A 24,956-nucleotide genomic window follows, 5' to 3' on the forward strand; every position below is an offset into this window, starting at 1 on the left:
CGTAGGAGGCACTTCAGTGCCGAATTCAGACCTTTACAAACACATTCATGGCTAAAGCCATTCCTACGTGATGCGTATCTCAGATGTCAGCTAAGCGGTGGGGTTGTCCTGTACAGAGTCTTCTTCAGCAACAAACCCCGTAGGAGGCACTTCAGTGCTGAATCTAGACCATAACAAACACATTCACGGCTAAGCCATTCCTATAAGTACAATTTCCCTAGAGCCTAGAGCCTAGAACCCCCGGCAGAGGTAGACGCAGCACCAAACACCCACACCGCGCGGCTGATCGCTGACGGCTGAAAGCTGATAGCTGATAGCTCTGTGATTTGTTTGGTTTCGCTTCGCTCTACCCAACCTACGCCAGACCTCAAACTTTACTCTTTCAACTTTCCCCTCGCTAACTTTACTCTTTCTAACTTTACTCTTTCTAACTTATACCCCAAAAACAAAAACGCCAGCATTTAGCTGGCGTTTTCTAATCTGAAGGTAAGCTTGTTATTAAGCTTTTGGACCTGCTGATTTGATTGCTTCTGAAACATCGTATTTAGCGAAGTTTTCAGTGAAGTCAGAAGCTAGTTTGTTCGCGTATTCTGCGTACTTCTCTTTATCTTCCCATGTGTTGATTGGGTTAAGAAGTTGGCTGTCTACACCAGGAACTGCAACTGGTACATCTAGGTTAAGTACGTCGATGTGTTGAGTTTCAACATCTGCCAGTTTACCTGACACGATTGCATCAACTACAGCACGAGTTGTTGGGATATCGAAGCGTTGACCAGTACCGTAAGGGCCACCTGTCCAACCTGTGTTAACTAGGTATACTTTAGCGCCGAATTCACGTACACGCTTCATTAGAAGCTCTGCATAAACGCCTGCAGGACGTGGGAAGAACGGAGCACCGAAACATGTTGAGAATGTAGACTCGATGTCGCTTGTTGAACCGATTTCAGTTGAACCTACTTTTGCTGTGTAACCGCTTAAGAAGTGGTATGCAGCAGCTTCTTCAGTTAGTACTGAAACTGGTGGTAATACACCGCTCACGTCACATGTTAGGAATACAACGGCTTTTGGCTCGCCAGCACGGTTTTCTACTTTACGTTTTTCAACGTGCTCTAGCGGGTAAGCTGCGCGGCTATTTTGTGTCAGGCTTGTATCATGGAAATCTGGAACACGGTTTTCGTCAAGTACCACGTTTTCTAAGATTGTACCGAAGCGAATTGCATTCCAAATAACTGGTTCGTTCTTTTGTGAAAGGTCGATACATTTAGCGTAACAACCACCTTCGATATTAAATACGCTACCAGGTGCCCAACCGTGCTCGTCATCACCAATAAGGAAACGAGTAGGATCTGCAGATAATGTTGTTTTACCTGTACCAGATAGACCGAAGAATAACGCAGTGTCGCCTGCTTCACCTACGTTTGCAGAGCAGTGCATTGGTAATACACCTTTTGCAGGAAGCAGGAAGTTTTGTACAGAGAACATTGATTTCTTCATTTCGCCTGCGTAGCGCATACCAGCTAGTAGTACTTTACGTTGTGCGAAGTTAATGATTACAGTGCCGTCACTGTTAGTGCCATCACGCTCTGGGTCACATACAAATGAAGGTACATTCATTACCTGCCACTCAGGGAAGTCAGCAGTATTGTATGTTTGAGGTTCGATAAACATGTTTTTGGCAAAAATATGATGCCATGCAGTTTCTGTTGTAACTACAACTGGTAAATAGTGCTCAGGATCAGCGCCAACTTCTAGGTGAGAGATGAAGTGGTCGTTGCTTTTCACGTGTTCTTCTACACGGGCCCATAACGCATCAAACTTGTCTGCATCGAATGGGCGGTTTACGTTGCCCCATTGGATTTCGTTTTCAGTGCTTGGCTCTTGAACAATAAAACGATCTTTTGGAGAGCGGCCAGTGCGTACACCGGTTTTAGCAACAAAAGCACCATTAGCGGCTAGTGTCCCTTCGCCACGACGAATAGCGTGTTCGACAAGTTCAGCTGCTGTAAGATCAACAAAACTAGTAGCGTTTGCAGTCATGTTTATACCTAAATTGTGAGAGATTGAACGGGATAGCTCTGGGGTTCTTAGTTTTCCCTTTTGCTAAAATAATAGTAACAGAAGGATTAGGGATATTCGAGTGTCTGAAGGGCTTAAAAAGGCATATATTTGGCAAAAAACATGAATAATTTCAATGATACCGGTGTCATAAAATGACGCTTTTTCATGACACCGGTATCATTAGTTTTGATATTTTTTTTAATAAAAAAGCCGCACTGATGGCGGCTTTTAATATAATAATATTTATTATGGTGTATTAATTAAATATGGCTTTAATATCTTGCTCGTTAAAGATGTATTCTTTTAAGCAATAATGACAGCTAATTTTTACTTCACCATTTGCTTGCACGTCGGCAAGTAATTCGTCTTGACCTACATTTACTAATGCAGCAATTGTTTTGTCTCTGCTACAGCCACAACGGAAGCTAATAGACTGTGGTTCGAATAACTGAGGATTATCTTCATGGTAAAGTCGAGTCAGCACAGTATTGGCATCTAAACCTAGTAACTCTTCATCTTTAATCGTGTTACTGATCGCTTCAAGGTGAGTGAAGTCTTCAACTGATTTGTCTTTATTTACAGGTAATACTTGCAAGAATAAGCCTGCAGCTTTGGCTGTGTCTGCTGTTACTTCAGTCGCAAACCAAAGACGTGTTTTTAACTGTTCCGATTGCTCAAAATAGTTTTCAAGGCATTTATCTAAGCTATCGTGCTCTAACGGTACAATACCTTGGTATCGCTCACCTTTTGTTGGCGTAATTGTAATAACCATATAGCCATTACCAATTAAGTCTTTTATTGAGCTACCGGTTACTTCACCTTGTAGACGTGCGATGCCTCGCATGTTTTGTTTATCGTCACCATTAATTACCGCATATTTAACAGGGCCGTCGCCTTGTAGTTGAACGGCAATTTCGCCTTCAAACTTTAAAGTAGCTGTTAATAAGCAGGTAGCAACAAGTAGTTCACCTAATAAGGTTTGCACAGGTGCTGGGTAATTATGGTTTGCGATCATCTCTTGATAAGTGTTTTCAATTTGTACGAGTTCGCCACGTACATCGAGCTGATCAAATATATAACGATGAAGTAAATCTTGTTGCATGAGTTGCATTACCTAACTTGATTTCATTTTTAACAGTTCACGTCTTTGCTTCTTATCTGGTTTACGATCAGGATGTGGAGCAAAGAAGCTGTTGTTCTTACGGGCGATAGCATTTGCTTCGCGTTTTTCAATACTAGCTTGAGTTTCTTGATATAAGGTTTGTGCAATGGGGGCACCTTGACGTTTTTCAAGGATCTTTTCGATTGTCACAACCTTTTCGTCGAACCCTTGTAGCAGTTTTACCACTGCACCTACTTCGACAATTTTGCTGGGCTTGGTACGTTGTCCATTATAATGTACTTTGCCGCCTTGCACCATGTCTCGTGCTATTGAGCGGGTTTTATAAAAGCGGGCAGCCCATAACCATTTATCAAGGCGCACGCTTAATTCGTCTTGTTTGTCTTGCGACTTTTGAGTGTTACCTTTTGACACAATTGTGCTCTTTTAAAGCTGCTTATATGTAGGCAAAATTTACCATGAAACTTAATCACAAAGAAATAGTCATAGTTATTCCTTGCAGCCCCTGTTTGTCGAAATTACCTTGTTTACAAAGTTTAATATACGTGCGCTTGTTGAATGAAAAATGAAAAGGTACTATAGGCCAGCTATCAAGCAGTAAATTAAAATAAGAAATAGAGTTTATGGATCAACACTTACAACAAGTTAAACAGTTTTTAAACGGCTTACCTCATGCCAAGCTAAGTGCATTTGTAGTGCTGTTAGTTGTTGTTTACATTGCTTTTTTGTCATCTAAGCTGTTTTGGCTTGTGTGGCCAGAACCCGATACAAGAGCACTGCCAGTAACCGGTGTTAACAGCATGGCTAAACGAGTTGAGACAGTCAGCTCTCGCCAAATTATTGAACAAAATCTATTCGGCAAAGTTGTTGTCGAAACTAAAAAACCTGCCGCGAAACAAAACCAAGTCATTAACAACGCCCCTGAAACACGTCTAAGTATTAACCTAACTGGTATTGTTGCGGTCAGCCAAAATGATCAAGCGGGTCTTGCTATTATTGAATCTCAAGGCAAGCAAGAAACCTATGTTGTCGATGATGCAATTAAAGGCACTCGTGCCAAGCTTGCTCAAGTATTACCTGACCGAGTAATTTTAGATGTAAGCGGCCGCTTTGAAACTTTAATGCTGGATGGCCTCGACTTTACTAAAAAAGTCTCTATGCCTGTATTGGCGGAGCGCAAAGAGTCAGAATTAACTGCAGGCCCTCAGCTTGTCGAAAATAATGAAATAAATGCGACTGAAGATGAAGATGTAAAAGAAGCTCTTATCGAAACGCGTGAAGAAGTATTAGACGATCCCGGTAAACTATTTGACTACATTCGCGTCTCTCAAGCGATGGTTGATGGCGAGTTAGTGGGTTATCGCTTAAGCCCAGGTAAAGATCCTGCTTTATTCAAGCAGATGGGATTAATGAACAATGATTTAGCTATTGCGATTAATGGCTATCAATTAAATGATTTAAAACAGGCAATGTCAGCAATAAACGAATTACGAAATAGTACTGACGCAAGTATCACTATCGAACGCGATGGTGAGCAAATTGATGTGCAATTTAGCCTGCAATAACTAGCTTTGGAGTTTTTATAGAATGGTTCACGCGCTACACCTCACAAAAATCAAAAAAGGGTTAGCTAAATATGCAGCGCTTTTTTTATTAACAGGATTATCGCTTTCAGTATCTGCTGTTGAGTATGCGGCTAATTTTAAAGGCACTGATATTAATGAATTTATTAATATCGTTGGTAAAAATCTAAATAAAACCGTCATTATTGACCCGAATGTGCGCGGCAAAGTCAATGTGCGCAGTTACGAGCTAATGGACGAGAAGCTTTATTACCAGTTCTTTTTAAATGTACTTGAGGTTTATGGTTATTCAGCTGTAGAGATGGATAACGGTATTATCAAAATTGAAAAAAGTTCTGACGCTAAAAAGTCGAACGTACCGCTGATCACTGAAGATAACCAAGCCAGTGGCGATATGATGGTGACACGTGTTGTACGTGTTAAAAATGTAAGCGTACAAGAGCTTGGCCCTCTAGTTCGTCAATTTAGTGATCAAAAAGATGGCGGCCACGTTGCTAACTTCAATGCAGCAAACGTGATGATGTTGACCGGTCATGCCGCGTCAGTTAACCGTTTAGTTGAAATCATTCGTTCGGTTGACCAAGCCGGTGATAAGCGTGTTGATATCGTCAAACTTAAATTTGCTACCGCTGACGATGTAGTGTCTGTTGTTGAGAATATTTACAAAGATGGTGGCAAAGGGAGTGTTCCTGAGTTTTTAATCCCTAAAGTTGTTGCTGATGGTCGTACTAACAGTGTGATTGTCAGTGGTGAAGCACAAGCGCGTACACGTGCTGTTGAATTGATTAGCCGTTTAGATGGTGAGCTAGAAAACCAAGGTAATACTAAGGTTATCTATCTTAATTACGCCAAAGCAGAAGACCTTGTAAAAGTATTGCAGGGCGTAAGCAAGACATTAGCAGAAGATGCGCAAGGCGGTGCAACAAAAACTCGCTCACGTAATCAAAACGAAACAAGCATTGAAGCACACCCAGATTCAAACTCACTCGTAATCACTGCACAGCCTGACACCATGCGTTCGCTTGAGCAAGTTATTGAACGTCTTGATGTTCGTCGTGCTCAGGTTTTAGTTGAAGCTATTATCGTTGAGGTGTTAGAAGCCGATGGTATCAACTTAGGCTTACAGTGGATTTCAGAGCAAGGCGGGATGATGCAGTTCAACAACGGCACCACAGTGCCTGTCGGTTCGCTAGCTGTTGCTGCTGAACAAGCGCGTGATAAAACGATTGAAGGCACGGTTGTTGGCACTGAAACTGGCACTGTGACAAGTACCTCTGAAACACAAGAAGGTGACTTAACAGCACTTGCTTCACTACTTGGTGGTATTAATGGTCTAGCAATGGGTATTGTTAAAAATGACTGGGGTGCAATTATCCAAGCTGTTTCAACGGACACTAACTCTAATATTCTTGCTACGCCGTCTGTAACGACCATGGATAACGAAGAAGCGTCAATGATTGTTGGTCAAGAAGTACCTATTATCACAGGTTCACAAACAGGCTCAAATAACGCTAACCCATTCCAAACAGTTGAACGTCAAGAAGTGGGTGTGAAACTGAAAGTAACACCACAGATCAATGATGGCTCAGCAGTTCAATTAACTATTGAGCAAGAGGTTTCAAGTGTAAGTGGTGCGACTGCGGTTGATATTTCAGTAAACAAACGTGCTATTAAAACCACGGTTATGGCTGATGATGGCGGCATGGTTGTACTTGGCGGCTTGATTGATGAAGACGTGCAAGAAAGTGTCTCTAAAGTACCATTATTAGGTGATATTCCGGTACTTGGTCATTTATTCCGCTCAACCAGCACGAGTAAGCGTAAGCGTAACCTAATTGTATTTATTCGTCCTACGATTGTTCGCGATGGCATCAGCATGAATAAATTGAGCCACTCGAAATATAACTTTATTCGTGGCGAACAACACAAACAAAAAGAAGATGGTATTGATTTAATGCCGTTGACGGATGCACCAATTCTTCCTGAGTGGAATGATGCTTTGATATTACCGCCAACGTACGAAGAGTACCTAAAACAACAAAACGCGAATGAGCGCAACGATGACTAATGCAATTACAGAAATCAATGATGAGTTAGCGTCAGAAGCGCCGGCAAGTCATGATGAGCTGCTAACAAGTGATGATCTTGTTAGCTTGCCAACCAAGCGTTTGCCATTCTCGTACGCGCGTCGTACAGGCGTATTATTGAGTAAAGATCAGGATAACTGGACTGTGTATTACCGCGGTGAGTTAGATGTTGATGCTTTACTTGAAGTACGCCGTATTGCGGGTCATGGTTTTTCGCTAGAACAATTACCTGATGACAAATTTGAGCTGTTGCTTGAGGCTTCTTATCAGCGTGACAGCTCTGAAACACAGCAAATGATGGAAGATATCGGTAACGAGGTTGATTTATTCTCGCTTGCAGATGAATTACCGCAAACTGAAGATCTACTAGCTGGTGATGACGATGCACCAATCATCAAACTGATCAACGCAATGCTCAGCGAAGCAATCAAAGAAGGTGCTTCAGATATTCATATCGAAACCTTTGAGCAAGAGCTGGTAATTCGCTTTAGGGTTGATGGCGTATTAAAAGAAGTGTTAAAGCCGAACCGTAAACTCGCTTCACTGCTGGTGTCGCGTATTAAGGTTATGGCAAAGCTAGATATTGCTGAAAAACGTATTCCGCAAGATGGTCGTATTAGTTTACGTATTGCTGGTCGTGCTGTTGATGTGCGTGTATCGACAATGCCATCAAGTTTTGGTGAGCGTGTTGTATTGCGTCTACTTGATAAAAACAACGCCCGCCTAAACCTAGAAGATTTAGGTATGACTGAGCGTAACCGTGAATTGTTTGCTGATTTAATCAGTAAGCCGCACGGTATTATCTTAGTAACCGGCCCTACGGGTTCTGGTAAAAGTACCACCTTGTATGCGGGGATGAGCCAAATCAACTCACGAGACCGCAATATTCTTACTGTTGAAGATCCAATCGAGTACGAGATCCCAGGTATTGGTCAAACTCAGGTTAATACCAAGGTAGATATGACCTTTGCCCGAGGCTTACGTGCCATCCTTCGTCAAGATCCTGATGTAGTAATGGTTGGTGAGATCCGTGACCTTGAAACGGCACAAATTGGTGTGCAAGCGTCATTAACCGGTCACTTGGTTATGTCAACACTGCATACTAATACAGCTGCTGGTGCTATCACGCGTATGGAAGACATGGGCGTGGAGCCTTTCTTACTGTCATCATCGTTACTCGGTGTATTGTCACAACGTCTTGTACGTACTTTATGTAATAGCTGTAAAGAAGGTCACATTGCTGATGAGCGCGAGTGCCAGTTATTAGGTGTTAATCCTGCTGAGCCGCCAACAATTTATCGTGCAGTTGGTTGTGAAGAGTGTAACTTTAATGGTTATCGCGGTCGTACTGGTATTCATGAATTGCTGGTTGTTGATGAAACAATTCGCGAAATGATCCACAGCGGTAAAGGCGAACAAAGTGTTGAAAAATACATTCGCAAACATAGCCCAAGTATTCGCCAAGATGGCTGTAATCGCGTACTTGCAGGTCGCACTACCTTAGAAGAAGTCCTGCGTGTAACACGTGAGGAAGGTTAATTATGGCAGCATTTGAATACCGTGCCCTCGATGGCAGAGGTAAAGAGAAAAAAGGCATTCTTGAAGCTGATACGGTAAAGCAAATCCGCCAAACCTTGCGCGATCAAGGTTTAATGCCTTTAGAAGTCGTTGCTGCTGCAGAAGGTGAAAAGCAAGCGACTGGGGCAAAGGGCTCTCTATTTGGTAGCTTCTTTAAACCAAAAATTTCGACTTCAGATTTAGCATTAATCACTCGCCAGCTCGCAACTTTAATCCAGTCAGCATTACCTGTTGAAGGGGCTGTCATGGCGGTGGCTGAGCAGTGTGAAAAGCCGCGTTTAAAGCGCATGCTTATGGCTGTGCGCTCAAAGGTTGTTGAAGGTTATACCTTAGCAGATGGCATGAGTGAATTTCCGCATGTATTTGATGATTTGTATCGTGCCATGGTGGCAGCCGGTGAAAAATCAGGTCACCTAGACCAAGTTTTAAATCGTTTAGCTGATTACACGGAACAACGCCAGCATATGCGTAGTCAAATTACACAGGCGATGGTTTATCCAACTATTCTTGTGGTATTTGCTATTGCGATTGTCTCTGTATTGTTAGGTACTGTGGTACCAAAAATCTTGAAGACCTTCGAAAAATCAAAACAAGTATTACCCTGGACTACCGAATGGGTAATGGCCGCCAGTAATTTTGTGCAAAACTACTGGTTTATTAGTTTAGTCATTATAACCGTATTAGCTGTGGTAATTAAGCAAGCGCTTAAACAGCCGCATATTCGTTACTGGTATGACGAAAAAGTGCTGTATTTACCGGGTATTGGTAAGGTAGCACGCGGTGTTAATACGGCGCGTTTTGCTCGAACTTTAAGTATTTTATCGTCAAGCTCAGTGCCGCTACTTGAAGGGATGCGTATCTCAGGTGGTGTACTGGCTAACGAAAAAATGAAAAAGTCAGTTCAAGATGCTGCAACACGTGTGAGTGAAGGGGCGAGTCTTCGTGCTTCACTTCAGCAAACCAAACTTTTCCCACCTATGATGCTGCACATGATAGCCAGTGGTGAAAAATCAGGTGAACTTGAGCAAATGCTTGAGCGTGCTGCAAATAACCAAGATCGTGAGTTTGAGAGCATGGTAAACGTGTCTCTGAAGCTATTAGAGCCCGCGATGATTGCTTCAATGGCGGTAATTGTATTGTTTATTGTTATGGCAATACTACAGCCGATTATGGCAATGAATAAGGCTGTAGGTCTTTAAATTAGGGAACACTAGAGCAATTAGCAGCTAACACTGCCGCTCTATAATAAATTTTTGAAGAAAGTTAGAGGTATTTTTGTGAACAAACAGTCAGGTTTCTCATTACTAGAAGTCATGGTAGTACTGGTTATCATCGGTATGATCATGTCAATTGTGGCGCCAAATATCATGGGTCAGCAAGAAGAAGCTGCAATCGATAAAGCACACCTAGATATTCAACAAATTGAAGATGCGTTAAGCTTATACAAGCTTAAAAACAAAGCGTATCCAACCACAGAGCAAGGCTTAGAAGCGCTAGTAAATAAAACAAGTATTGAGCCAATTCCAAGACGTTTTCCTGATGGCGGTTTCCTTGAGAAATTACCAGAAGATCCATGGGGTAACCCTTACCAGCTAATCAGCCCAGGAGAAGTCGGTAAAATTGATATCTTCTCAATGGGTCCTGATGGTGAAGCAGGTACTGATGATGACATCGGTAACTGGGATGAAGAAAAGTAATAATGCCTAAATTCAGCCAACTGAACAAAGCTTATACACAGCAAGGCTTACTATTATGGTAAGCCTTGGTCTTTTGCGTTTGGCTGGCCGTGCTAAGCACGCGAAAGGGTTTAGCCTCATCGAAATATTAATGGTGCTCGTGGTGATTGGTTTTGTCACCAAAATGGTTGCCTACAGTTTTGATGGTGGTGCTGAAGAAGAACTCGAAAAACAAGCGCTCAGATTACATACTACGATTAATATGGCGTCTGAGTTTGCGATTTTAAATCAGGTTGAGCTGGGTTTTCATCTTGACCAAGATACATTTGAATTTTTAGTTTTTGACGGTGATAAGTGGGTTACGTTTGACCGTGAAAAACTGTTTGCCCCGATTAAGGTTGATGAGCGCTTTAAGCTCACTCTTAACCTTGATGATTTAGCCTGGGCACAAGATAACTTACTAGAGCAGTCAAACTGGCGCGAATTAATGAGCGGTGGTGACGAAGACAGCCTACTTGAGCTTCAAAAGCTCAAAATACCGCAGGTACTTATTTTATCTTCTGGCGAAGTCAGTGCGTTTCAATTGGTTTACGAGCTTAAAGAAGAGCGTGAACCTCAGTATTTTATCGAAGGCGAATTTATGGCCCCGGTAAAGTTTCGTATGGAGCCTGAATAATGAATAAGTCAGCAGGTTTTACCTTACTTGAAGTGATGGTTGCACTAGCTATTTGTGCAATGGCCGGTATTGCCGCAATGCAGGCAACCGGTGAGCATATTAATCATCTTTCATCGATTGAAGAGCAAACTTATGCTTCTTGGGTTGCTGAGAACGTAATGGTTGAGCAACGCGCCAAAGGCGATAAATGGACAGGCAAAAATGGCGTTAAAGGTACTGAAACGCTCGCTGGTTTTGAATGGTATTGGCGTCAGGACGTGGTCCCTACTGCTGATAAAACCTTTGTAAAGGTCACCATTAACGTGTTCGCCGATGAAAAGCTTGAATACCCAGTTTATGAGCTTTCTACTTATTTGAATAAAGGTGATAAGTAGTGAAGCAACGCGGTTTTACCTTACTTGAAGTGATTGTCGCCATGGGCATCTTAGCCTTTGTGGTGTTATCGACCCATCAAATACTGGATTCGACAACAAAAGCAAAAGAAGCCTCAGACGAGACAATTGCTGAGTTAAATGGCTTTCAAACCTTATTTCGTTTGATGGACCAAGATTTTAGTCAAATGACTAAACGTCAGGTGCGAAACGAAGCCGGTGATTTTCAAGACACGTATGTGTTAGCTGGTCGTTATGTTCTTGATAGCCAATACGATGGCATTGGTTTTGTTCGTGATGGTTGGGTTAACCCAATTAACTTACTGCCGCGTTCTGAACTGCAAGCGGTTGGTTATCGCGTCATAGATGACAAGCTTGAGCGAGTGTATCGGGTGTATGTTGATCAACTAGATAACATGGAGCCGCGTTCACAAGTTATTTTGGAAGATATTGAAGATCTTAAATTTGAATTTTTAGATGATAAAGACGAATGGCAAGAACAGTGGCAAATTAAAGCACTGCCAAAAGCGGTGGCAGTTACAATTCAAAAAATAGAACAAGAACCCATTCGTCGCGTGTTTTTAGTTCCAGGTGAAGGCAAAGTCACTGCCCAAGCAAATAATGGTAATAATAACGGAACGGGTGGTTAGCTATGACTACTATTAAACGTTCTAAAGGTGCTGCGCTTGTTATTGTGCTATTTATTGTGGCGCTGGCTGCTATGTTAGCCGTTGAGATGAGTGCTAATTTAATGGTGCAAGTGCAGCGTAGTAGCAATATTCAAAACCATCAACAGGCTAAATGGTATGCCTTTGCAGCTGAAGAGCTGGCAATTAAAGCACTAAAACAAACTAAAAAAGATGATCCTGATAAAACGCATTTAGAGCAGGTCTGGGCGCAGCAGGGTGGGGTCCCTTACCCTGTTGATAATGGTACCTTAAGTGGCACAATTACAGACTTACAAGCATGTTTGAATTTAAATGCATTGCATGTAAAGCCTGATCAACAAACGGATCCAAATAATAAAACGAACCCAGCACATAAGGCATTGTTGGCATTATTAGAAAATATTGAAGACTTACCAACCGATGAGTCTGAAGAAGCCATGGCCGATAGCGTGTTTGATTGGTTAGACGCTGATAGTATTACCTATCGCTCAGGTGCAGAAGAAGATGAGTACTTATCTCGACAATACCCATATATGACGGCAAATAGCTATTTTGCTTCGACCTCAGAACTTCGTTTAGTAAAAGGCTTTAACCCACTCGTTATGGAGAAACTTTTACCATTTGTGTGTGTTATTCCAGGTAGTGAGTTATTAGAAATCAACGTTAATACACTACCTGTAGAAAGTGCCATTATATTAAGCTCGCTTATTGATGGCTTAAGTCTTTCAGGCGCTGAAGCGGTATTATCATCACGTCCTCAAGATGGTTATGATGATTTAGAAGCATTTTTTGAAGAGGTTAATCAACAAGGCGCACAAAATGTGAAAGCCGTTGAAGACCTATTCAGTATCAACAGTGAATATTTTAAACTACAAACGCAGGCTGAATTTGCAGAACTGCGTTTTTCGATGACCACCTTACTCCATGCCACTAATGGTACAGTAACGATACTGGCGCGAAAATTTGGAGGCGTACAGTGACAGAGATATTGTTGATCCGTACGGGTCAAACATTAAAAGACAGCCTTAACTGGCTAATTTACTCACCAACAGAACTAGAAATAATTGCTAGCGGCGAAATTGCCAATGCAACACAACTTGGTGAGCTAACAGAGAGAGCACAATCACGGGAAGTGGTTGTACTACTACCAAGTGATCAAGTACAACTAAAAACGGTCGCATTGCCAACCAAGTGGAGCCGCAAGTTAGAGCAAGCACTTCCTTACATGCTAGAAGAAGAAATAGCCTGTGATGTTGATGACTTATTCATAGCGATTGCAGAGCCAACACTTATTGATGAGAAGCACGCGATTAACATCGCGATGACCGATCGTGAATGGTTTGAGCAATGGCTGGCTGAGTTCAATGAGCATGGCATCGAAGTATATAAAATACTGCCGGATGCTTTATTGTTACCTGATGTCGATGACAACACTCAGTTACGCGCTATTGAGCTTAATGGTCAGTGGCTATGTAAGAAGGGTAACTGGCATATTGCCGCTGTAGAGACAAGTTGGCTTGCTGGCTATTTAACAGCATTAGGTAACCCTGATGTTGCACACTTTAGCCCTGCAAGGGCTTTTCCTGATACGGTTAACCTTAGTGCTCAAACGCAGCAATACGATTTACCTTTAGCCTTATTTGCTAAGCAGTTACCTGAGGTGAAATTCAACCTTCGCCAAGGTGTTTATCAGCTTAAGAAAAAATCAGCGATTTGGTGGGGCTATTGGCAAAAAGCAGCTATTGCAGCAGGTGTTGCATTAGTTTGCAGTGTTGGTGTTAAGTCGCTTGAGCTTTATAAGTTAAATAACCAGCTTGAAGCCGCAAAAGCTGAAGTGGTTGCTAATTATCAGCGTGCTTTTCCAAATAAAAAAGTGCGTCCTCAGCTTATCCGTAGCCAAATTCGCAGCGAACTTGCATTGATAGAAAGTGGCAGTACAGCTGGCTTCTTAGATTTGACTAACGATCTGGTTGCGATTTTTAGTGAAGTAAAAGACTTCACACCAGAAACGCTTCGCTATGATCAAGGTCGTAACGAATTACGTATTCGTGCGCGCGGCAAAGATTTCCAGTCGTTTAGTAAAGTAAAAGCAATTTTAGAACAGCGTGGCTTAACCGTAGATCAAGGCTCGCTAAATAATGATGGTGATTTTGTCGTTGGTGAAATTAAGTTACGAGGTGCGGCATGAAAAACCAAATAATCAATTATTGGCGCTCGTTAAAAGAACAAGAGCAGCAACTTGTAATGGTTGCAGGTGGTGTGTTTGTTATTTTTGTGCTGGTTATGGGGGTCTTTCGTCCACTTAACGCTGCTATCGAAAAAGCAGAGCAAGACACAATAAAACAGCAAGAGCTGCTAGCGTGGGTTGATGAAAGTATTGTTAAACTTAAAGCGAGTGGTAACGCGCGTAATACGAGCAGCCGTAGCTTAAGCCAAATCGTTAATAGCACCCGTAATCGTTATCAAATTATCATTAGTAAAATGCAGCCAAATGACAATTCACTTCGTTTAACCATTGACTCTGTTGAGTTTAATAACCTCGTTGAATGGCTAGATGAACTGGTTAATTCACATGGCGTGCTAATCGAGAATTTAGATTTAAGTAAAGATGACAAATCAGGCTTTGTGCGTGTAAGTCGTTTGGTACTAGAGAAGTAAACGATGAAAAGAGTTATTTTATTAATCACAGTGTTTGTGATGTGTTTTTTGGTGTTTACGCTGGTAAAAACACCCGCTGCCGTTGCACTTGATTTTGCGAAGCCGCATTTACCAAAGCAATTACAATTAGGTAAAGCCAGTGGCACGCTATGGGACGGCCGCATTATGCAGGTACGTTTTGATGGTGAGCAATTAAATAATGTGCGTTGGCAGTTATCGGGCTGGTCACTGTTCACAGGTAAATTAGTGGGTACGGTACGCTTTGGGGATCCTCGTGATAAAGCGGATATTTCAGGCCATGCTGATTTTTCATATGGTCTCTTTAACCAAGCCATCACCGTGAAAAAGACTACTTTACGCTTAACGGTTGAGCGTGCTATGGAGCGTTTACAACTTCCTTTGCCGGTTAGTGCGCAAGGTCGTGTGATTGTAGATTTAGATGAGTACAGCTCAGGCGAGCCTTACTGTGAAAGCCTAAGCGGCGAAATCGCGAGCCCGAACATTGATGTTAAAGGAATGAACAACTGGTTTAGCATTGGTCCTCTGAGCGGTCGTTTAAGCTGTAAATCCGGTGATGTAGCAGTGCTTGTTGACCCAGAAAACCGTTTAGGGCTTGAAGCAGATGCAGTATTAAAAGCGAATCTAGACTTTAAAGTAGCTGGTTATATTAAACCTGAAGCAAGCTTACCAAAAGAAGTGCATGATGCAGCTAAGTTTCTTGGTCGTCCTGATAACGAAGGCCGTTATCCGCTTAACTTTTAAATTGGATTAATCGAACAGTATGCAATTACCTGAGTTTTCAAAGCAGCAAAGTGAGCTTTTAAGTCAGTTTTTAGCGCAGCATCAAGATGCGCTTAGCTTGTCGCAAACCCAAGGCTACTTATTTGCGGTGATCTGTGCTCCTGAGCCGCTTGATGTTCATCAGTGGTTAGAAGAGGTTGCACCTGGCTCTGATGGGAAAATGGACGAGCAAGTGCTGTTTGCATTTATGGCTTTATATCAACAGATCAGCGAACAAGTATTCGAAACGGGTTTTACATTACCTGTGAGCCTACAGCTGAGTTCTCAAGGACAACAATACCTAGATATTCAAGAATGTCAGCATTGGAGCCAAGGTTTTATGCATGGTGCGCAAGGTTACGTTAACAAGCTATTAAGCGCGCCACAGTTAGCTGATGAGCTTAAAGAGGCGTTGGCTAGTGCACTGCAAAGCTTAGGCTTTTTTACCCTTGAAACGAGTGAAATTGCAGCCCTTGCAACTGATAATGGTTTATCTGAAGGGCAACTATGCCAGCAGCAGTATGAGGTTATGAATGAATTCGCCGCTGGCTTTGCTGAGCTCATTGAAGTCGTTGCTGTAAATAGCCAGCTATATAATGATGAGGGCTGGAACTAACCCAGCTCTAAAAGAATGTCTGTGCAACCTTTGGCACAGCTTACAACGCCTTTACCAGGCTGATCAGTCTTCAAATTTAAGGTAAGGGCGCCTTTACATACTTCGCAGTACAAGGTTTGCCCCTTACCCAGCTTTTTTAACATATTGCGCTGTTTTGCAAACGAGTCGCTGGTTTTTTTGTTTAAAGCAGAAAAATCCATTACTTGTTTAACCTTTCTTCAAGCGCATTCGAGACGATACTGCATACGCGGTTTAAGCGTTCGCCATAAAAATACAAGTTAATATCTTTTTCACGGCAGTAGTGTAAGTGAAAAACTTGTAGTTTATCGTCAGTGGTAAATGTCTCTTCAATATACTCAAGCTCTGAATTAGATAAATTAAGCTGTGACTTAATATTATTCTTAGCCATATTTGCCGCAGGACTTCGGTTGACTTTACTGGCATCAGAAATAAGGCTAACGCCTTCACCTAGTAACCTTTCTCTTGGCTCTTTGATCAAAGGATGATCAATCGTGAAAAGTGCTAAAATAATAAGCACTAAAATAAGAAATTTTTTCATAGCACAATAATCTTTGATCTAAATAAATACGGTATAGGTGCAAGTTTAATAAAATGGTCGTTTTAAAAGCAAGCAGATAAGATTAAATAATTAAAACGTCGTATTTTCGATCAATCCCTGAAATTTTCTATAGATTGAGTATAATGCTCTATAGGTTTAAAGTTTCAGAAATCTTTGAACGTAATGAGATGTATTCTGATTTGCTTATTGGCACAGAGAATCTCTTACTGCAAACATATGTTTGAGTATTATTTCCTAGTGGCGTTGAGGAATTTTAATGGATAAACAGATTAAGGTTAAAAATATCCCAACGGAAGTAAAAATCCAGAAACCGGAAAACGCTTCCCTCGATGATAGATTTAATCCACGTAACCGTATTTATGTCCGAGCTGTAACGGGTTTACACCAATTGTTAAGACAACGGATTGGTTTTGTCGGCATGCTTGCATTTATGCTACTACCTTGGATTAACTTCCACGGTCAACAAGCTGTGTTGTTCGATTTGGTAGGGCAAAAGTTTAACATTTTTGGTTTAACGCTTTGGCCACAAGATCTGACTATCCTTGCTTTCATTCTCATGTTGGCGGCGTTTGCCTTGTTCTTAGTAACTACTTTCTATGGACGGGTTTGGTGTGGCTATACTTGCCCGCAAACCGTTTGGACCTTCATTTTTATTTGGTTTGAAGAAAAATTCGAAGGCAGCGCAAATCAACGTAAGAAACTAGATCAACGCCCAATGGACTTTGATAAGTTTTGGCGCAAAAGTGCTAAACACGGCAGCTGGTGGTTATTCTCGCTTTATACCGCATTTACTTTTGTAGGTTACTTTACGCCAATCCGTCAGCTACTGCCTGATCTGTTTACCCTTGATGCAACCGCGTATTCGTATATTTGTCTAGCCGTATTTGCTGTGTGTACCTATGGTAATGCCGGTTGGATGCGCGAGATTATGTGCTTACACATTTGCCCTTATTCTCGCTTTCAGTCAGCTATGTTCGATAAAGATACTTTTACCGTGAGCTATGACGAAGCACGTGGTGAAAGCCGTGGTCCTCGTTCACGTAAGCAAGATCCAAAAGAGCTCGGCTTAGGTGATTGTATCGACTGTAACTTATGTGTGCAGGTCTGCCCAACGGGGATCGATATTCGTAACGGCTTACAATACGAGTGCATTAACTGTGGTGCATGTATCGATGCGTGTGATGGGGTGATGGATAAAATGAATTACCCACGCGGGCTCATTTCCTATACCACCGAGCGTAACTTAGAAACGCCAGACAACAAAACACATGCACTGCGCCCTAAGTTAATTGGCTATCTAGTTATCTTAGTCGTGCTATCAGGGGCGTTAGTAGCAAATATTGCGATGCGCAAACCGATGGAACTCGATATTATTCGTGACCGTAACCAGCTATATCGTGTTGACTTTAATGGTTTAGTCGAAAACACCTATACACTAAAAGTAATTAACAAAGCTCAACATGAGCAAACCTTTAACATTCGTGTTGAAGGACTCGATAACTTTGAGTACATCGGCAAACAAACATTCACAGTACCTTCTGGTGAATCTTATAATGTGCCACTGTCATTAGTTGTTGATCCTTATGATTTGAAAAAGCCCATGACGAAGTTTGAGTTCGTACTTTCTGTCGATGGTGAGCCAGATGTGCAGATTTCGCAGCCGAGTAACTTCTTTAAGGCGCGATAATTAAGTACACTGAGCGAATGAATAAAAAGCGGGATTTTCCCGCTTTTTTTATATGATGAGGCATTATGAGTAAATTTAGTTTTGTAGACCTTACACCCGATTCAATTTTAGATGCAGTTGAAAGTATCGGTGTTTATGCTGAATCAGGTCTGCTGGCCTTAAATAGCTACGAGAACCGTGTTTATCAATTTAAAGCAGAAGATGGCCATCGTTATGTTGTTAAGTTCTACCGACCAGAGCGTTGGAGTAAGGCGCAAATCTTAGAAGAGCATGCGTTTGCATTTGAGCTTGCCGAGGCTGAAGTGCCGGTTGTTGCGCCTGTAATTATCGAAGGGCAAAGCTTATTTGAGCATAATGGTTATTTGTTTACGTTATTCCCAAGTGTGGGCGGGCGCATTTTTGAAGTTGATAATTTAGATCAACTCGATGTACTTGGCCGCTTAATTGGGCGAATGCACCAAGTAGCTAAGGCAAAGCCATTTGAACATAGGCCTGTGATCAGCTGCGAAGAATACCTTCAGACAGCTAAAGTTCAGTTACAAGCAAGTAACTTGGTGCCAATGGCATTAGAGAACGCCTTTTATACTATTTTAGATTTGGTGATTAAAGAAACCACAGAGCAGTATAAAAATGTTGAAACCATCCGCCTGCACGGCGATTGCCATGCCGGTAATATATTGTGGTCTGGTGATGCGTTAATGTTTGTTGATTTAGATGACAGCCGACAAGGGCCTGCAATTCAAGATCTTTGGATGATGCTCAGTGGCGATCGTAACAACCAACTGTTACAGTTAGACACCTTAGTGGCTGCTTATGAAGAATTTTGCGACTTTGATCACAGCCAATTAAAGTTGATTGAACCACTTAGAGCAATGCGAATGGTGCATTACATGGGGTGGTTGGCAAAAAGGTGGGATGATCCTGCGTTCCCACGGAACTTTTCATGGTTTGCTGAAGACAAATACTGGGAGCAGCAAATACTAGCGCTAAAAGAACAGCTTGCAGCGCTACAGGAAGCACCATTAAAATTATTACCATAAATTTTTAAAGTTAAGAAAGACGAGAAAACAATGTTTAAAAAATTAAAGTTAAGTCTACTCATTTTATGTTTACCTTTTGCGGCCCTTGCTGCTGATTTCGAAGCAGGCAATCAATACGAAGTATTAAAAGTTGAGAAAAGTGCAACACCTCAAGTAACCGAGTTCTTTTCGTTTTATTGTCCACACTGTTTTCAGTTTGAACCGGTCGCAAAAGCATTAACGGCAAGTCTTCCTGAAGGGACTGAATTTGTAAAAAGCCATGTTAACTTTTTAGGTGGTGTATCTAAGCAAACGCAAAGTAACTTAAGCTATGCCTACTTAATTGCTAAGCAACATGGCAAAGGTGAGCAAGTTGCTGATCAAATCTTTAATAGCATCCACAGACAGCGCGCTTTACTAAAAGATATAAAAGACGTGAAAGCATTACTTGCGACCAATGGTATTAGCAACGATGTGTTTGACGCTGAAATTGCAAGCATGCCAGTGATTAGTGCTGAAAAAGCGATGCAAGATAAGCAGCAAAAATATTCAGATATGGGCGCCCTTACTGGTGTACCAACTTTTATCGTCAATGATAAATATAAAATTAATTTAAACACCATCAAGAGCCAGCAGATGCTTGATGAGTTAGTCGAATTTTTATTAAAACAATAATTTTGGAGTAAGAAGTAATGATCAAGTTAGTAAAAGCTGTATTAATGGCTGCCACGCTAGGTTTAGCGGCAAATGCCTCAGCTGCTCAATATGAAGAAGGTAAGCATTATGAAACGATTGATGCACGCGCTTCTAAAAAGCCTGAAGTAAAAGAGTTCTTCTCATTCTACTGCCCACACTGTAATAACTTCGAGCCAGTAGTGAAAGAGCTTAAAACACTTCTTAAAGATGGCGTTAAATTCAAAAAGAGTCATGTTGATTTTTCAGGTCCTCGTGACCCAGAAATTCAGACTATCTTAGCGCAAGGTTATGCGACGGCTAATGTGTTACCACAGAAAGACGCGTTAGTAGCCGCTGTGTTTAATCATATTCACGGTAAGCGTGCTCGTATTAACGAACTAGCTGATATGAAAGACATCTTTGTTTCACAAGGTGTGTCGGCTGAAGATTTTGATAAGTACTACAACAGCTTCTCTGTACGTACTATGGCGTCTAAGATGAAACGCGACCAAGAATATTACCAACAAAAAGGTGCTTTAAAAGGCGTTCCAACTTTTATTGTTAATGGTAAATACCGTGTAATCCTAGGTGCGGATTCAGGTATTAGCGATGCGAAGAGCATGGCAGACTTAATTAACTACCTAGCTGATAAATAAGCTTAGTTAGTTGAATTTAATAGAAAGCTCCGTTCGCGGAGCTTTTTTGTTGGTAAAGCAAATGCAAAAACTATTAGTTTCAAGCTGTTTGTTAGGAAATCCTGTTCGTTATGACGGGCAATCGCAAAATTTACTCCATCCTGGTTTAGAAACTCTTAAACAGCAAGGAAGGCTCGTTGCATTCTGCCCTGAAGTAGCTGGTGGCTTACCTACACCAAGGCCGCCTGCAGAAATCAAAGCGGGTAGAGTATTTACCAAAGATGCACAAGATGTCACAGTACAGTTTGCTTATGGCGCAGAACAAGCACTTAAGCTTTGCAAAAAGCAGGGCATTCGCTATGCGCTGTTAAAAGAATCAAGCCCTTCATGTGGTCGCAATACTATTTACGATGGTAGTCATTCAGGAAAGAAAATTTCAGGGATGGGATTAACTGCAAAGCTGTTAACCGACAATAATATAGCTGTATACAGCGAGCAGCAGTTGCCAGCGCTATTTGCTGCGCTGGCAGATTGATTTTATTTACGTTGTAAAAACACACCTGATTCGATGTGGTGGGTGTAAGGGAATTGGTCAAAAATCGCAAAACGTTTTACTTCATGGGTTTTGCATAAGTGATCAAGGTCACGCTCTAAGGTATCTGGGTTACACGAGATATAAATAATATTGTCGTAGTTCGCAACTAGGTCACACGTTAGCGTGTCCATGCCTGCACGTGGTGGATCCACTAAAATTGTTTGGCAGTTATAGCTTTTCAGGTCTATACCATCTAAACGAGAGAAAGTACGTTCGCCTTTCATTGCTTGGGTGAACTCTTCACTCGACATACGAATGATATCTAAGTTCTCAACCTTGTTCTGTGCGATATTGTATTGCGCTGAGTAAACCGATGATTTTGAAATCTCAGTGGCTAATACGCGGTCGAATGAGCCTGCAAGAGCAATCGAAAAGTTACCATTCCCACAATATAACTCCAGTAAGTCATTATTGAGTGGTTGGCAAAGGGCTTGTGCCCACTCTAGCATCTTGATGTTTACTTTAGCATTCGGTTGCGTAAAGCTATTTTCGACTTGTTGATAAATAAGCTCTTTACCGTTTACGTTTAAACGCTCGATAACATAGTCATTACCAATCACTTCTTTTTGCTTCCGAGCACGACCAATAAAATCAATCTTAAACTGTGTGCTCAGTTTTGCTTTAAGCTCTTTAATTGCTTGTAGCCACTGCTCATCTAGTTGTTTGTGATACAACAAGCTAACAAGGATCTCACCACTTAAGCTTGAAAGGTAATCGATTTGAAACAGCTTACGGCGCAGAACTTCATTGTCTTTTAAGTTTTCGATCATCGCTTGCATCACTTCACCCACTAAAGGTGCTGCAGGGTCAAACTCATCAACGCGGATCTTTTCTTTAGTTTGTTGATCAAACATGATGTGAAACAGGTCTTCACCTTCATGCCAAACACGAAACTCTGCACGTTGGCGGTAATGAATAGGATCAGAGCTGAACACTTCTAATTTTTCGACCCCAAAACGTCGAAACTGTGAGGTGATGCGCTGCTCTTTCTCACTCAATTGTGCATCGTATTGAGTTGTATCAATTTTTATAACCGCCATGGCTGATTACCTTTTATCTCTTAGCTTTATAACGGCGCTATTGTAGGGTGCGCTGAGGATTTGTCTAGTTTTGTTATTTATTTTAGTGTCGTTTTTTTATACAAAAAACTTAAGTTTTGTGGTTTTTGGCCGATAATGAGTTAACCATAACATGGAGTCGGATCATGAAAATTGGCAACCTAGGCTATATGCCTAATACAAATGTGAATAAATACAATGGTAAACAGGCACTGCAGCAGCCTACCATTCAAAATCGTCAAGATAGTTATCAGCAACGCGGCAGAGAGCTCGCGGCAAAAGTTCTTGATGATAAACTTGCTGAGGCACTAGGTTTACCTAAAGCCGAAGAGAAAAAAGATAAACCCTTGTTCGACTTTGAAGAGATCGTGAAAAACGTACTCGACTTTGTTGGCGGCGCACTTCGTAAAGCAAAAGCCGATGGTGCTGATGATGAAAAACTCAAAGGCATGCTAGGTGATGCACGTAAAGGTGTGCAAATGGGCATCGACGATGCGTATGATGAGCTTAAAGAGTCAGGTATTCTTAACGATGACATCGAAGAGGGTATCGAAAAGTCTAAAGAAGGTATCTTTAAAGGTATTGATGAATTAGAAGAAGACTTGTTCAATCCTAAACCTAATGCGGTTTCAGTAAGCCAAGCTCAATACATCAGTTTAAGTAATAACGCAGAGTACACTTTCACCACCGCTGAAGGTGACGAAGTAAGTATTAGCTTTGCTGATGCATACGAAAGTAAGTCTGCAAGCAGTTATAGCAAAAATGGCGACAACGAAGCCTTTGTCAGTGAGTCTTCGCAATCACGTGATTTATCATTCTCGATGTCGGTCAATGGTGATTTAAATGAGCAAGAGCAGCAAGCTATCAATGAATTGATGGAAGACTTGCAGAGTGTTAGCGAAACATTCTTCTCTGGTTCATTAGAAGATGCCTTTGAACAAGCTAAAGAGCTTAACTTAGGTAACGAGCAACTCGTTGGCTTTACGATGGATCTGAAACAAACCAAAACAGTAGCAGCGATTAAAGGCTATGAAGAATATAAACCAGCCCCTGAAAAAGAAGTTGCTGAGAAAATAGCGCCATTTAATGACGACTTGAAACAGGCGTTTAATAAAGCGGGTGACATTGGTTTGCAAAATGAACTGGCTGGCATCTTACAATGGTTAAACCAAGATAAAGAAGAAGTCAGTAAGCTGGTGGATTATACCAAAGCAATGTTTGAGCAAATGAATAAGCTTCGCTCGGCAACAGAAGAAGAGGCTTAGTCCTTTCTTTCTTTTTATAAAGCTGCATGGCAAACTGCTGACCTTTGATGATCCGAGGTAAGCAGTTTGTCAGTTCATATAATGGTGTTTGATTCTGGTATAGGTGGAACAACCGTACTTGAACAGATCCAAGTATTGATCCCAGATGCAGATTATAGTTATTTTATGGACAATGCTTTATTGCCTTATGGCGCGCAAAGTCAGCAAACGATCATAGCCCGCCTTTTTGCGCTACTACAGTTTATCGAAACAGCAAACTTACACGTTGATATCCTAGTTATTGCGTGTAATACCGCCTCTACCTCTGCCTTAGAAACTATTCGCCAGCACACAAATATAGAAGTTGTCGGGGTAGTACCTGCGATAAAACCCGCTTGCGCTATAAGTAACAGCAAACATATTGGTTTACTGGCAACACCATCAACCATCAAGAGTCGCTATACTGCAAACTTAATTAGTACTCATAGCCAAGACACACAAGTCAGCTTATATGGCTCAACTGAGCTGGTAGAAATTGCTGAAACACTATTTCATACGCAGAAAATCAATAAAGCAAAGCTTGAGAAAGTATTGAGTGATTTAGCGATAGCAGAAGATATAGATGTATTGGTACTTGGCTGTACACACTTTCCATTACTAGCCAGCGCAATTAGTGACTACTATAAACAACAGATCTTCCTTATTGATTCAGGCAAAGCGATTGCTAAGCGCGTTGAAAGTTTAATTGCTCTACGAGGCTTTACTCTTACTACAGATAAAAAAAAGCCGCTGCACTATTATGCAACGGCTCCTATTGGTCATTCGCAATTAAGCGTTGAGCTTATTACGCTGACTGATCAGATCCCTCACGAAAGCTGTTAGCTTCGTTCTCTTGTTTTTGTTTTGCTTCACGCACTTTTAAAGTACGTTGTTGGAATTCGCTATCATTTAATTGATTGATTGCTTTATCTGCATCAGCTTCAGCCATTTCAACAAAACCAAAGCCACGACGTTTACCTGTATTTTTATCTTTTAATAAACGTACATTGAAAACTTTGCCTTGTTCTTCGAATAAAGCACGAACAACACCTTCATTAGCACGATAAGGTAGGTTGCCAACATAAAGTGTTTTTGTTTTTACTTCGGCCTCCTCACTTGACGCTGATGAAAGTGCTGCAATAACTAAAGCACCAATTAATAAGCCTGCACCAAATAGCAATGCTGGGTCTAAAGCTAAGCTTGCAAGTGCGAACTTAACAACCACAAAACCTAAAACAGCAAGAATAACGGAGAAAAGAAAAGATTTTTGATCGGGTAATTTCATTTTGATCTACCAATAAACAAGAAATAAACATTAATTTAACATTGTGAACTTGCTATCTTAACGAGTTAAATGAACATAGCAATGAAATTTGCATTAAATTATGAATATTGGCTTAAAAAACAGCCATAATAGCGACCGTTTTTGCTGTTTTCGGTAAATTTAGTTCGCTTTTTGAGCGAACAGTAAAAAGATCGAAAAAAAGTGTTGATCTGTTTTTGGATCTCCCTATAATGCGACCCCACTGACACGGCGGGCAGCAACGAAAGAT

At 41.4% G+C, this 24,956-nt stretch carries 27 protein-coding genes; 20 read left to right on the forward strand and 7 right to left on the reverse strand.

The genetic code is table 11. The features are described from left to right. Positions 1–498: 498 nt before the first annotated feature. The 3 genes from AN213_RS19760 to hslR all read right to left on the reverse strand — a co-directional run bounded on the left by AN213_RS19760 (position 499) and on the right by hslR (position 3,595). The gene (locus AN213_RS19760; RefSeq protein WP_055199452.1) at positions 499–2,037 is read right to left on the reverse strand and encodes a phosphoenolpyruvate carboxykinase; all 1,539 of its coding nucleotides are present in this window, start codon (positions 2,035–2,037) and stop codon (positions 499–501) included. A gap of 277 nt (positions 2,038–2,314) precedes the next feature. Next, positions 2,315–3,160: an Hsp33 family molecular chaperone HslO gene (hslO, locus tag AN213_RS19765; RefSeq protein WP_054564046.1), complete on the reverse strand. Its 846-nt coding sequence runs from the start codon at positions 3,158–3,160 to the stop codon at positions 2,315–2,317. 12 nt (positions 3,161–3,172) lie between these two features. After that, complete coding sequence (hslR, locus tag AN213_RS19770; protein WP_408002943.1) at positions 3,173–3,595, reverse strand: ribosome-associated heat shock protein Hsp15; 423 nt, start codon at positions 3,593–3,595, stop codon at positions 3,173–3,175. Between the two features lie 206 nt (positions 3,596–3,801). On the opposite strand from hslR, the gene gspC reads away from it, so the two are divergent. The 13 genes from gspC to AN213_RS19835 all read left to right on the forward strand — a co-directional run bounded on the left by gspC (position 3,802) and on the right by AN213_RS19835 (position 15,871). Next, positions 3,802–4,743, forward strand: coding sequence for a type II secretion system protein GspC (gene gspC, locus AN213_RS19775; protein WP_054564048.1), 942 nt, complete (start codon positions 3,802–3,804; stop codon positions 4,741–4,743). 22 nt (positions 4,744–4,765) lie between these two features. Then, complete coding sequence (gene gspD, locus AN213_RS19780; protein ID WP_054564049.1) at positions 4,766–6,829, forward strand: type II secretion system secretin GspD; 2,064 nt, start codon at positions 4,766–4,768, stop codon at positions 6,827–6,829. Continuing rightward, positions 6,822–8,387 (forward strand): type II secretion system ATPase GspE, encoded by a 1,566-nt coding sequence (gene gspE, locus AN213_RS19785; protein WP_054564050.1) that lies wholly within the window; start codon positions 6,822–6,824, stop codon positions 8,385–8,387. Before gspD ends, gspE begins: the two co-directional genes overlap by 8 nt. Positions 8,388–8,389: 2 nt before the next feature. Beyond that, on the forward strand, positions 8,390–9,625 hold the full coding sequence (gspF, locus tag AN213_RS19790; protein WP_055199454.1) for a type II secretion system inner membrane protein GspF: 1,236 nt from the start codon (positions 8,390–8,392) through the stop codon (positions 9,623–9,625). Between the two features lie 78 nt (positions 9,626–9,703). Then, positions 9,704–10,123 (forward strand): type II secretion system major pseudopilin GspG, encoded by a 420-nt coding sequence (gene gspG / locus AN213_RS19795; protein ID WP_054564052.1) that lies wholly within the window; start codon positions 9,704–9,706, stop codon positions 10,121–10,123. Between the two features lie 55 nt (positions 10,124–10,178). Next, positions 10,179–10,778: a prepilin-type N-terminal cleavage/methylation domain-containing protein gene (locus AN213_RS19800; RefSeq protein ID WP_055199455.1), complete on the forward strand. Its 600-nt coding sequence runs from the start codon at positions 10,179–10,181 to the stop codon at positions 10,776–10,778. After that, positions 10,778–11,152, forward strand: a complete 375-nt coding sequence (gene gspI / locus AN213_RS19805; protein WP_054564054.1) for a type II secretion system minor pseudopilin GspI — start codon at positions 10,778–10,780, stop codon at positions 11,150–11,152. The genes AN213_RS19800 and gspI overlap by 1 nt, the downstream gene beginning before the upstream one ends. Beyond that, positions 11,152–11,799 carry a type II secretion system minor pseudopilin GspJ gene (gene gspJ / locus AN213_RS19810; protein ID WP_055022236.1) on the forward strand — a complete coding sequence of 216 codons (648 nt, stop codon included), beginning with the start codon at positions 11,152–11,154 and terminating at the stop codon, positions 11,797–11,799. Before gspI ends, gspJ begins: the two co-directional genes overlap by 1 nt. A gap of 2 nt (positions 11,800–11,801) precedes the next feature. Beyond that, complete coding sequence (gene gspK / locus AN213_RS19815) at positions 11,802–12,797, forward strand: type II secretion system minor pseudopilin GspK (RefSeq protein WP_054564056.1); 996 nt, start codon at positions 11,802–11,804, stop codon at positions 12,795–12,797. Continuing rightward, on the forward strand, positions 12,794–14,005 hold the full coding sequence (gene gspL / locus AN213_RS19820; protein ID WP_055199456.1) for a type II secretion system protein GspL: 1,212 nt from the start codon (positions 12,794–12,796) through the stop codon (positions 14,003–14,005). The genes gspK and gspL overlap by 4 nt, the downstream gene beginning before the upstream one ends. Beyond that, positions 14,002–14,475: a type II secretion system protein GspM gene (gene gspM, locus AN213_RS19825; protein ID WP_054554848.1), complete on the forward strand. Its 474-nt coding sequence runs from the start codon at positions 14,002–14,004 to the stop codon at positions 14,473–14,475. The genes gspL and gspM overlap by 4 nt, the downstream gene beginning before the upstream one ends. A gap of 3 nt (positions 14,476–14,478) precedes the next feature. Then, complete coding sequence (locus AN213_RS19830) at positions 14,479–15,237, forward strand: type II secretion system protein N (protein WP_055199457.1); 759 nt, start codon at positions 14,479–14,481, stop codon at positions 15,235–15,237. 19 nt (positions 15,238–15,256) lie between these two features. After that, positions 15,257–15,871 (forward strand): YecA family protein, encoded by a 615-nt coding sequence (locus AN213_RS19835; RefSeq protein ID WP_055199458.1) that lies wholly within the window; start codon positions 15,257–15,259, stop codon positions 15,869–15,871. On the opposite strand, the gene AN213_RS19840 is transcribed toward AN213_RS19835, so the two are convergent. Both AN213_RS19840 and AN213_RS19845 read right to left on the reverse strand, forming a co-directional pair. Further along, entirely contained in the window at positions 15,868–16,071 is a 204-nt protein-coding gene (locus AN213_RS19840; protein WP_054564061.1) for a hypothetical protein, read from the reverse strand. The genes AN213_RS19835 and AN213_RS19840 overlap by 4 nt on opposite strands. After that, a complete protein-coding gene (locus tag AN213_RS19845) occupies positions 16,071–16,430 on the reverse strand; it encodes a hypothetical protein (RefSeq protein ID WP_054564062.1) in 360 nt (119 codons plus the stop codon). Before AN213_RS19845 ends, AN213_RS19840 begins: the two co-directional genes overlap by 1 nt. A 277-nt stretch (positions 16,431–16,707) precedes the next feature. Between AN213_RS19845 and ccoG the strand changes: the two genes are divergently transcribed. The 5 genes from ccoG (at position 16,708) to AN213_RS19870 (ending at position 21,002) form a co-directional block, all read left to right on the forward strand. Beyond that, the gene (gene ccoG, locus AN213_RS19850) at positions 16,708–18,138 is read left to right on the forward strand and encodes a cytochrome c oxidase accessory protein CcoG (RefSeq protein ID WP_054564063.1); all 1,431 of its coding nucleotides are present in this window, start codon (positions 16,708–16,710) and stop codon (positions 18,136–18,138) included. A 65-nt stretch (positions 18,139–18,203) separates the two neighbouring features. Continuing rightward, positions 18,204–19,178, forward strand: a complete 975-nt coding sequence (locus AN213_RS19855; RefSeq protein ID WP_054564064.1) for a serine/threonine protein kinase — start codon at positions 18,204–18,206, stop codon at positions 19,176–19,178. Between the two features lie 30 nt (positions 19,179–19,208). Beyond that, positions 19,209–19,832: a thiol:disulfide interchange protein DsbA/DsbL gene (locus AN213_RS19860; protein ID WP_054564065.1), complete on the forward strand. Its 624-nt coding sequence runs from the start codon at positions 19,209–19,211 to the stop codon at positions 19,830–19,832. Between the two features lie 17 nt (positions 19,833–19,849). After that, on the forward strand, positions 19,850–20,488 hold the full coding sequence (locus tag AN213_RS19865; RefSeq protein ID WP_054554856.1) for a thiol:disulfide interchange protein DsbA/DsbL: 639 nt from the start codon (positions 19,850–19,852) through the stop codon (positions 20,486–20,488). Between the two features lie 61 nt (positions 20,489–20,549). Beyond that, positions 20,550–21,002, forward strand: a complete 453-nt coding sequence (locus AN213_RS19870) for a DUF523 domain-containing protein (RefSeq protein ID WP_055199459.1) — start codon at positions 20,550–20,552, stop codon at positions 21,000–21,002. Positions 21,003–21,004: 2 nt separating this feature from the next. Here the strand turns inward: AN213_RS19870 and trmA are convergent, their stop codons facing one another. After that, positions 21,005–22,102 carry a tRNA (uridine(54)-C5)-methyltransferase TrmA gene (trmA, locus tag AN213_RS19875; RefSeq protein ID WP_055022241.1) on the reverse strand — a complete coding sequence of 366 codons (1,098 nt, stop codon included), beginning with the start codon at positions 22,100–22,102 and terminating at the stop codon, positions 21,005–21,007. Between the two features lie 164 nt (positions 22,103–22,266). Between trmA and AN213_RS19880 the strand changes: the two genes are divergently transcribed. Further along, positions 22,267–23,385: a DUF5610 domain-containing protein gene (locus tag AN213_RS19880; protein ID WP_054554859.1), complete on the forward strand. Its 1,119-nt coding sequence runs from the start codon at positions 22,267–22,269 to the stop codon at positions 23,383–23,385. 66 nt (positions 23,386–23,451) lie between these two features. Beyond that, on the forward strand, positions 23,452–24,246 hold the full coding sequence (murI, locus tag AN213_RS19885) for a glutamate racemase (RefSeq protein ID WP_055199460.1): 795 nt from the start codon (positions 23,452–23,454) through the stop codon (positions 24,244–24,246). Here the strand turns inward: murI and AN213_RS19890 are convergent. After that, positions 24,209–24,688 (reverse strand): RNA-binding protein, encoded by a 480-nt coding sequence (locus AN213_RS19890; protein ID WP_054564068.1) that lies wholly within the window; start codon positions 24,686–24,688, stop codon positions 24,209–24,211. The genes murI and AN213_RS19890 overlap by 38 nt on opposite strands. Positions 24,689–24,956: the final 268 nt, after the last annotated feature.

Origin of the sequence: Pseudoalteromonas sp. P1-8, from assembly GCF_001399985.1 — a bacterium.
Lineage (GTDB): Bacteria > Pseudomonadota > Gammaproteobacteria > Enterobacterales > Alteromonadaceae > Pseudoalteromonas.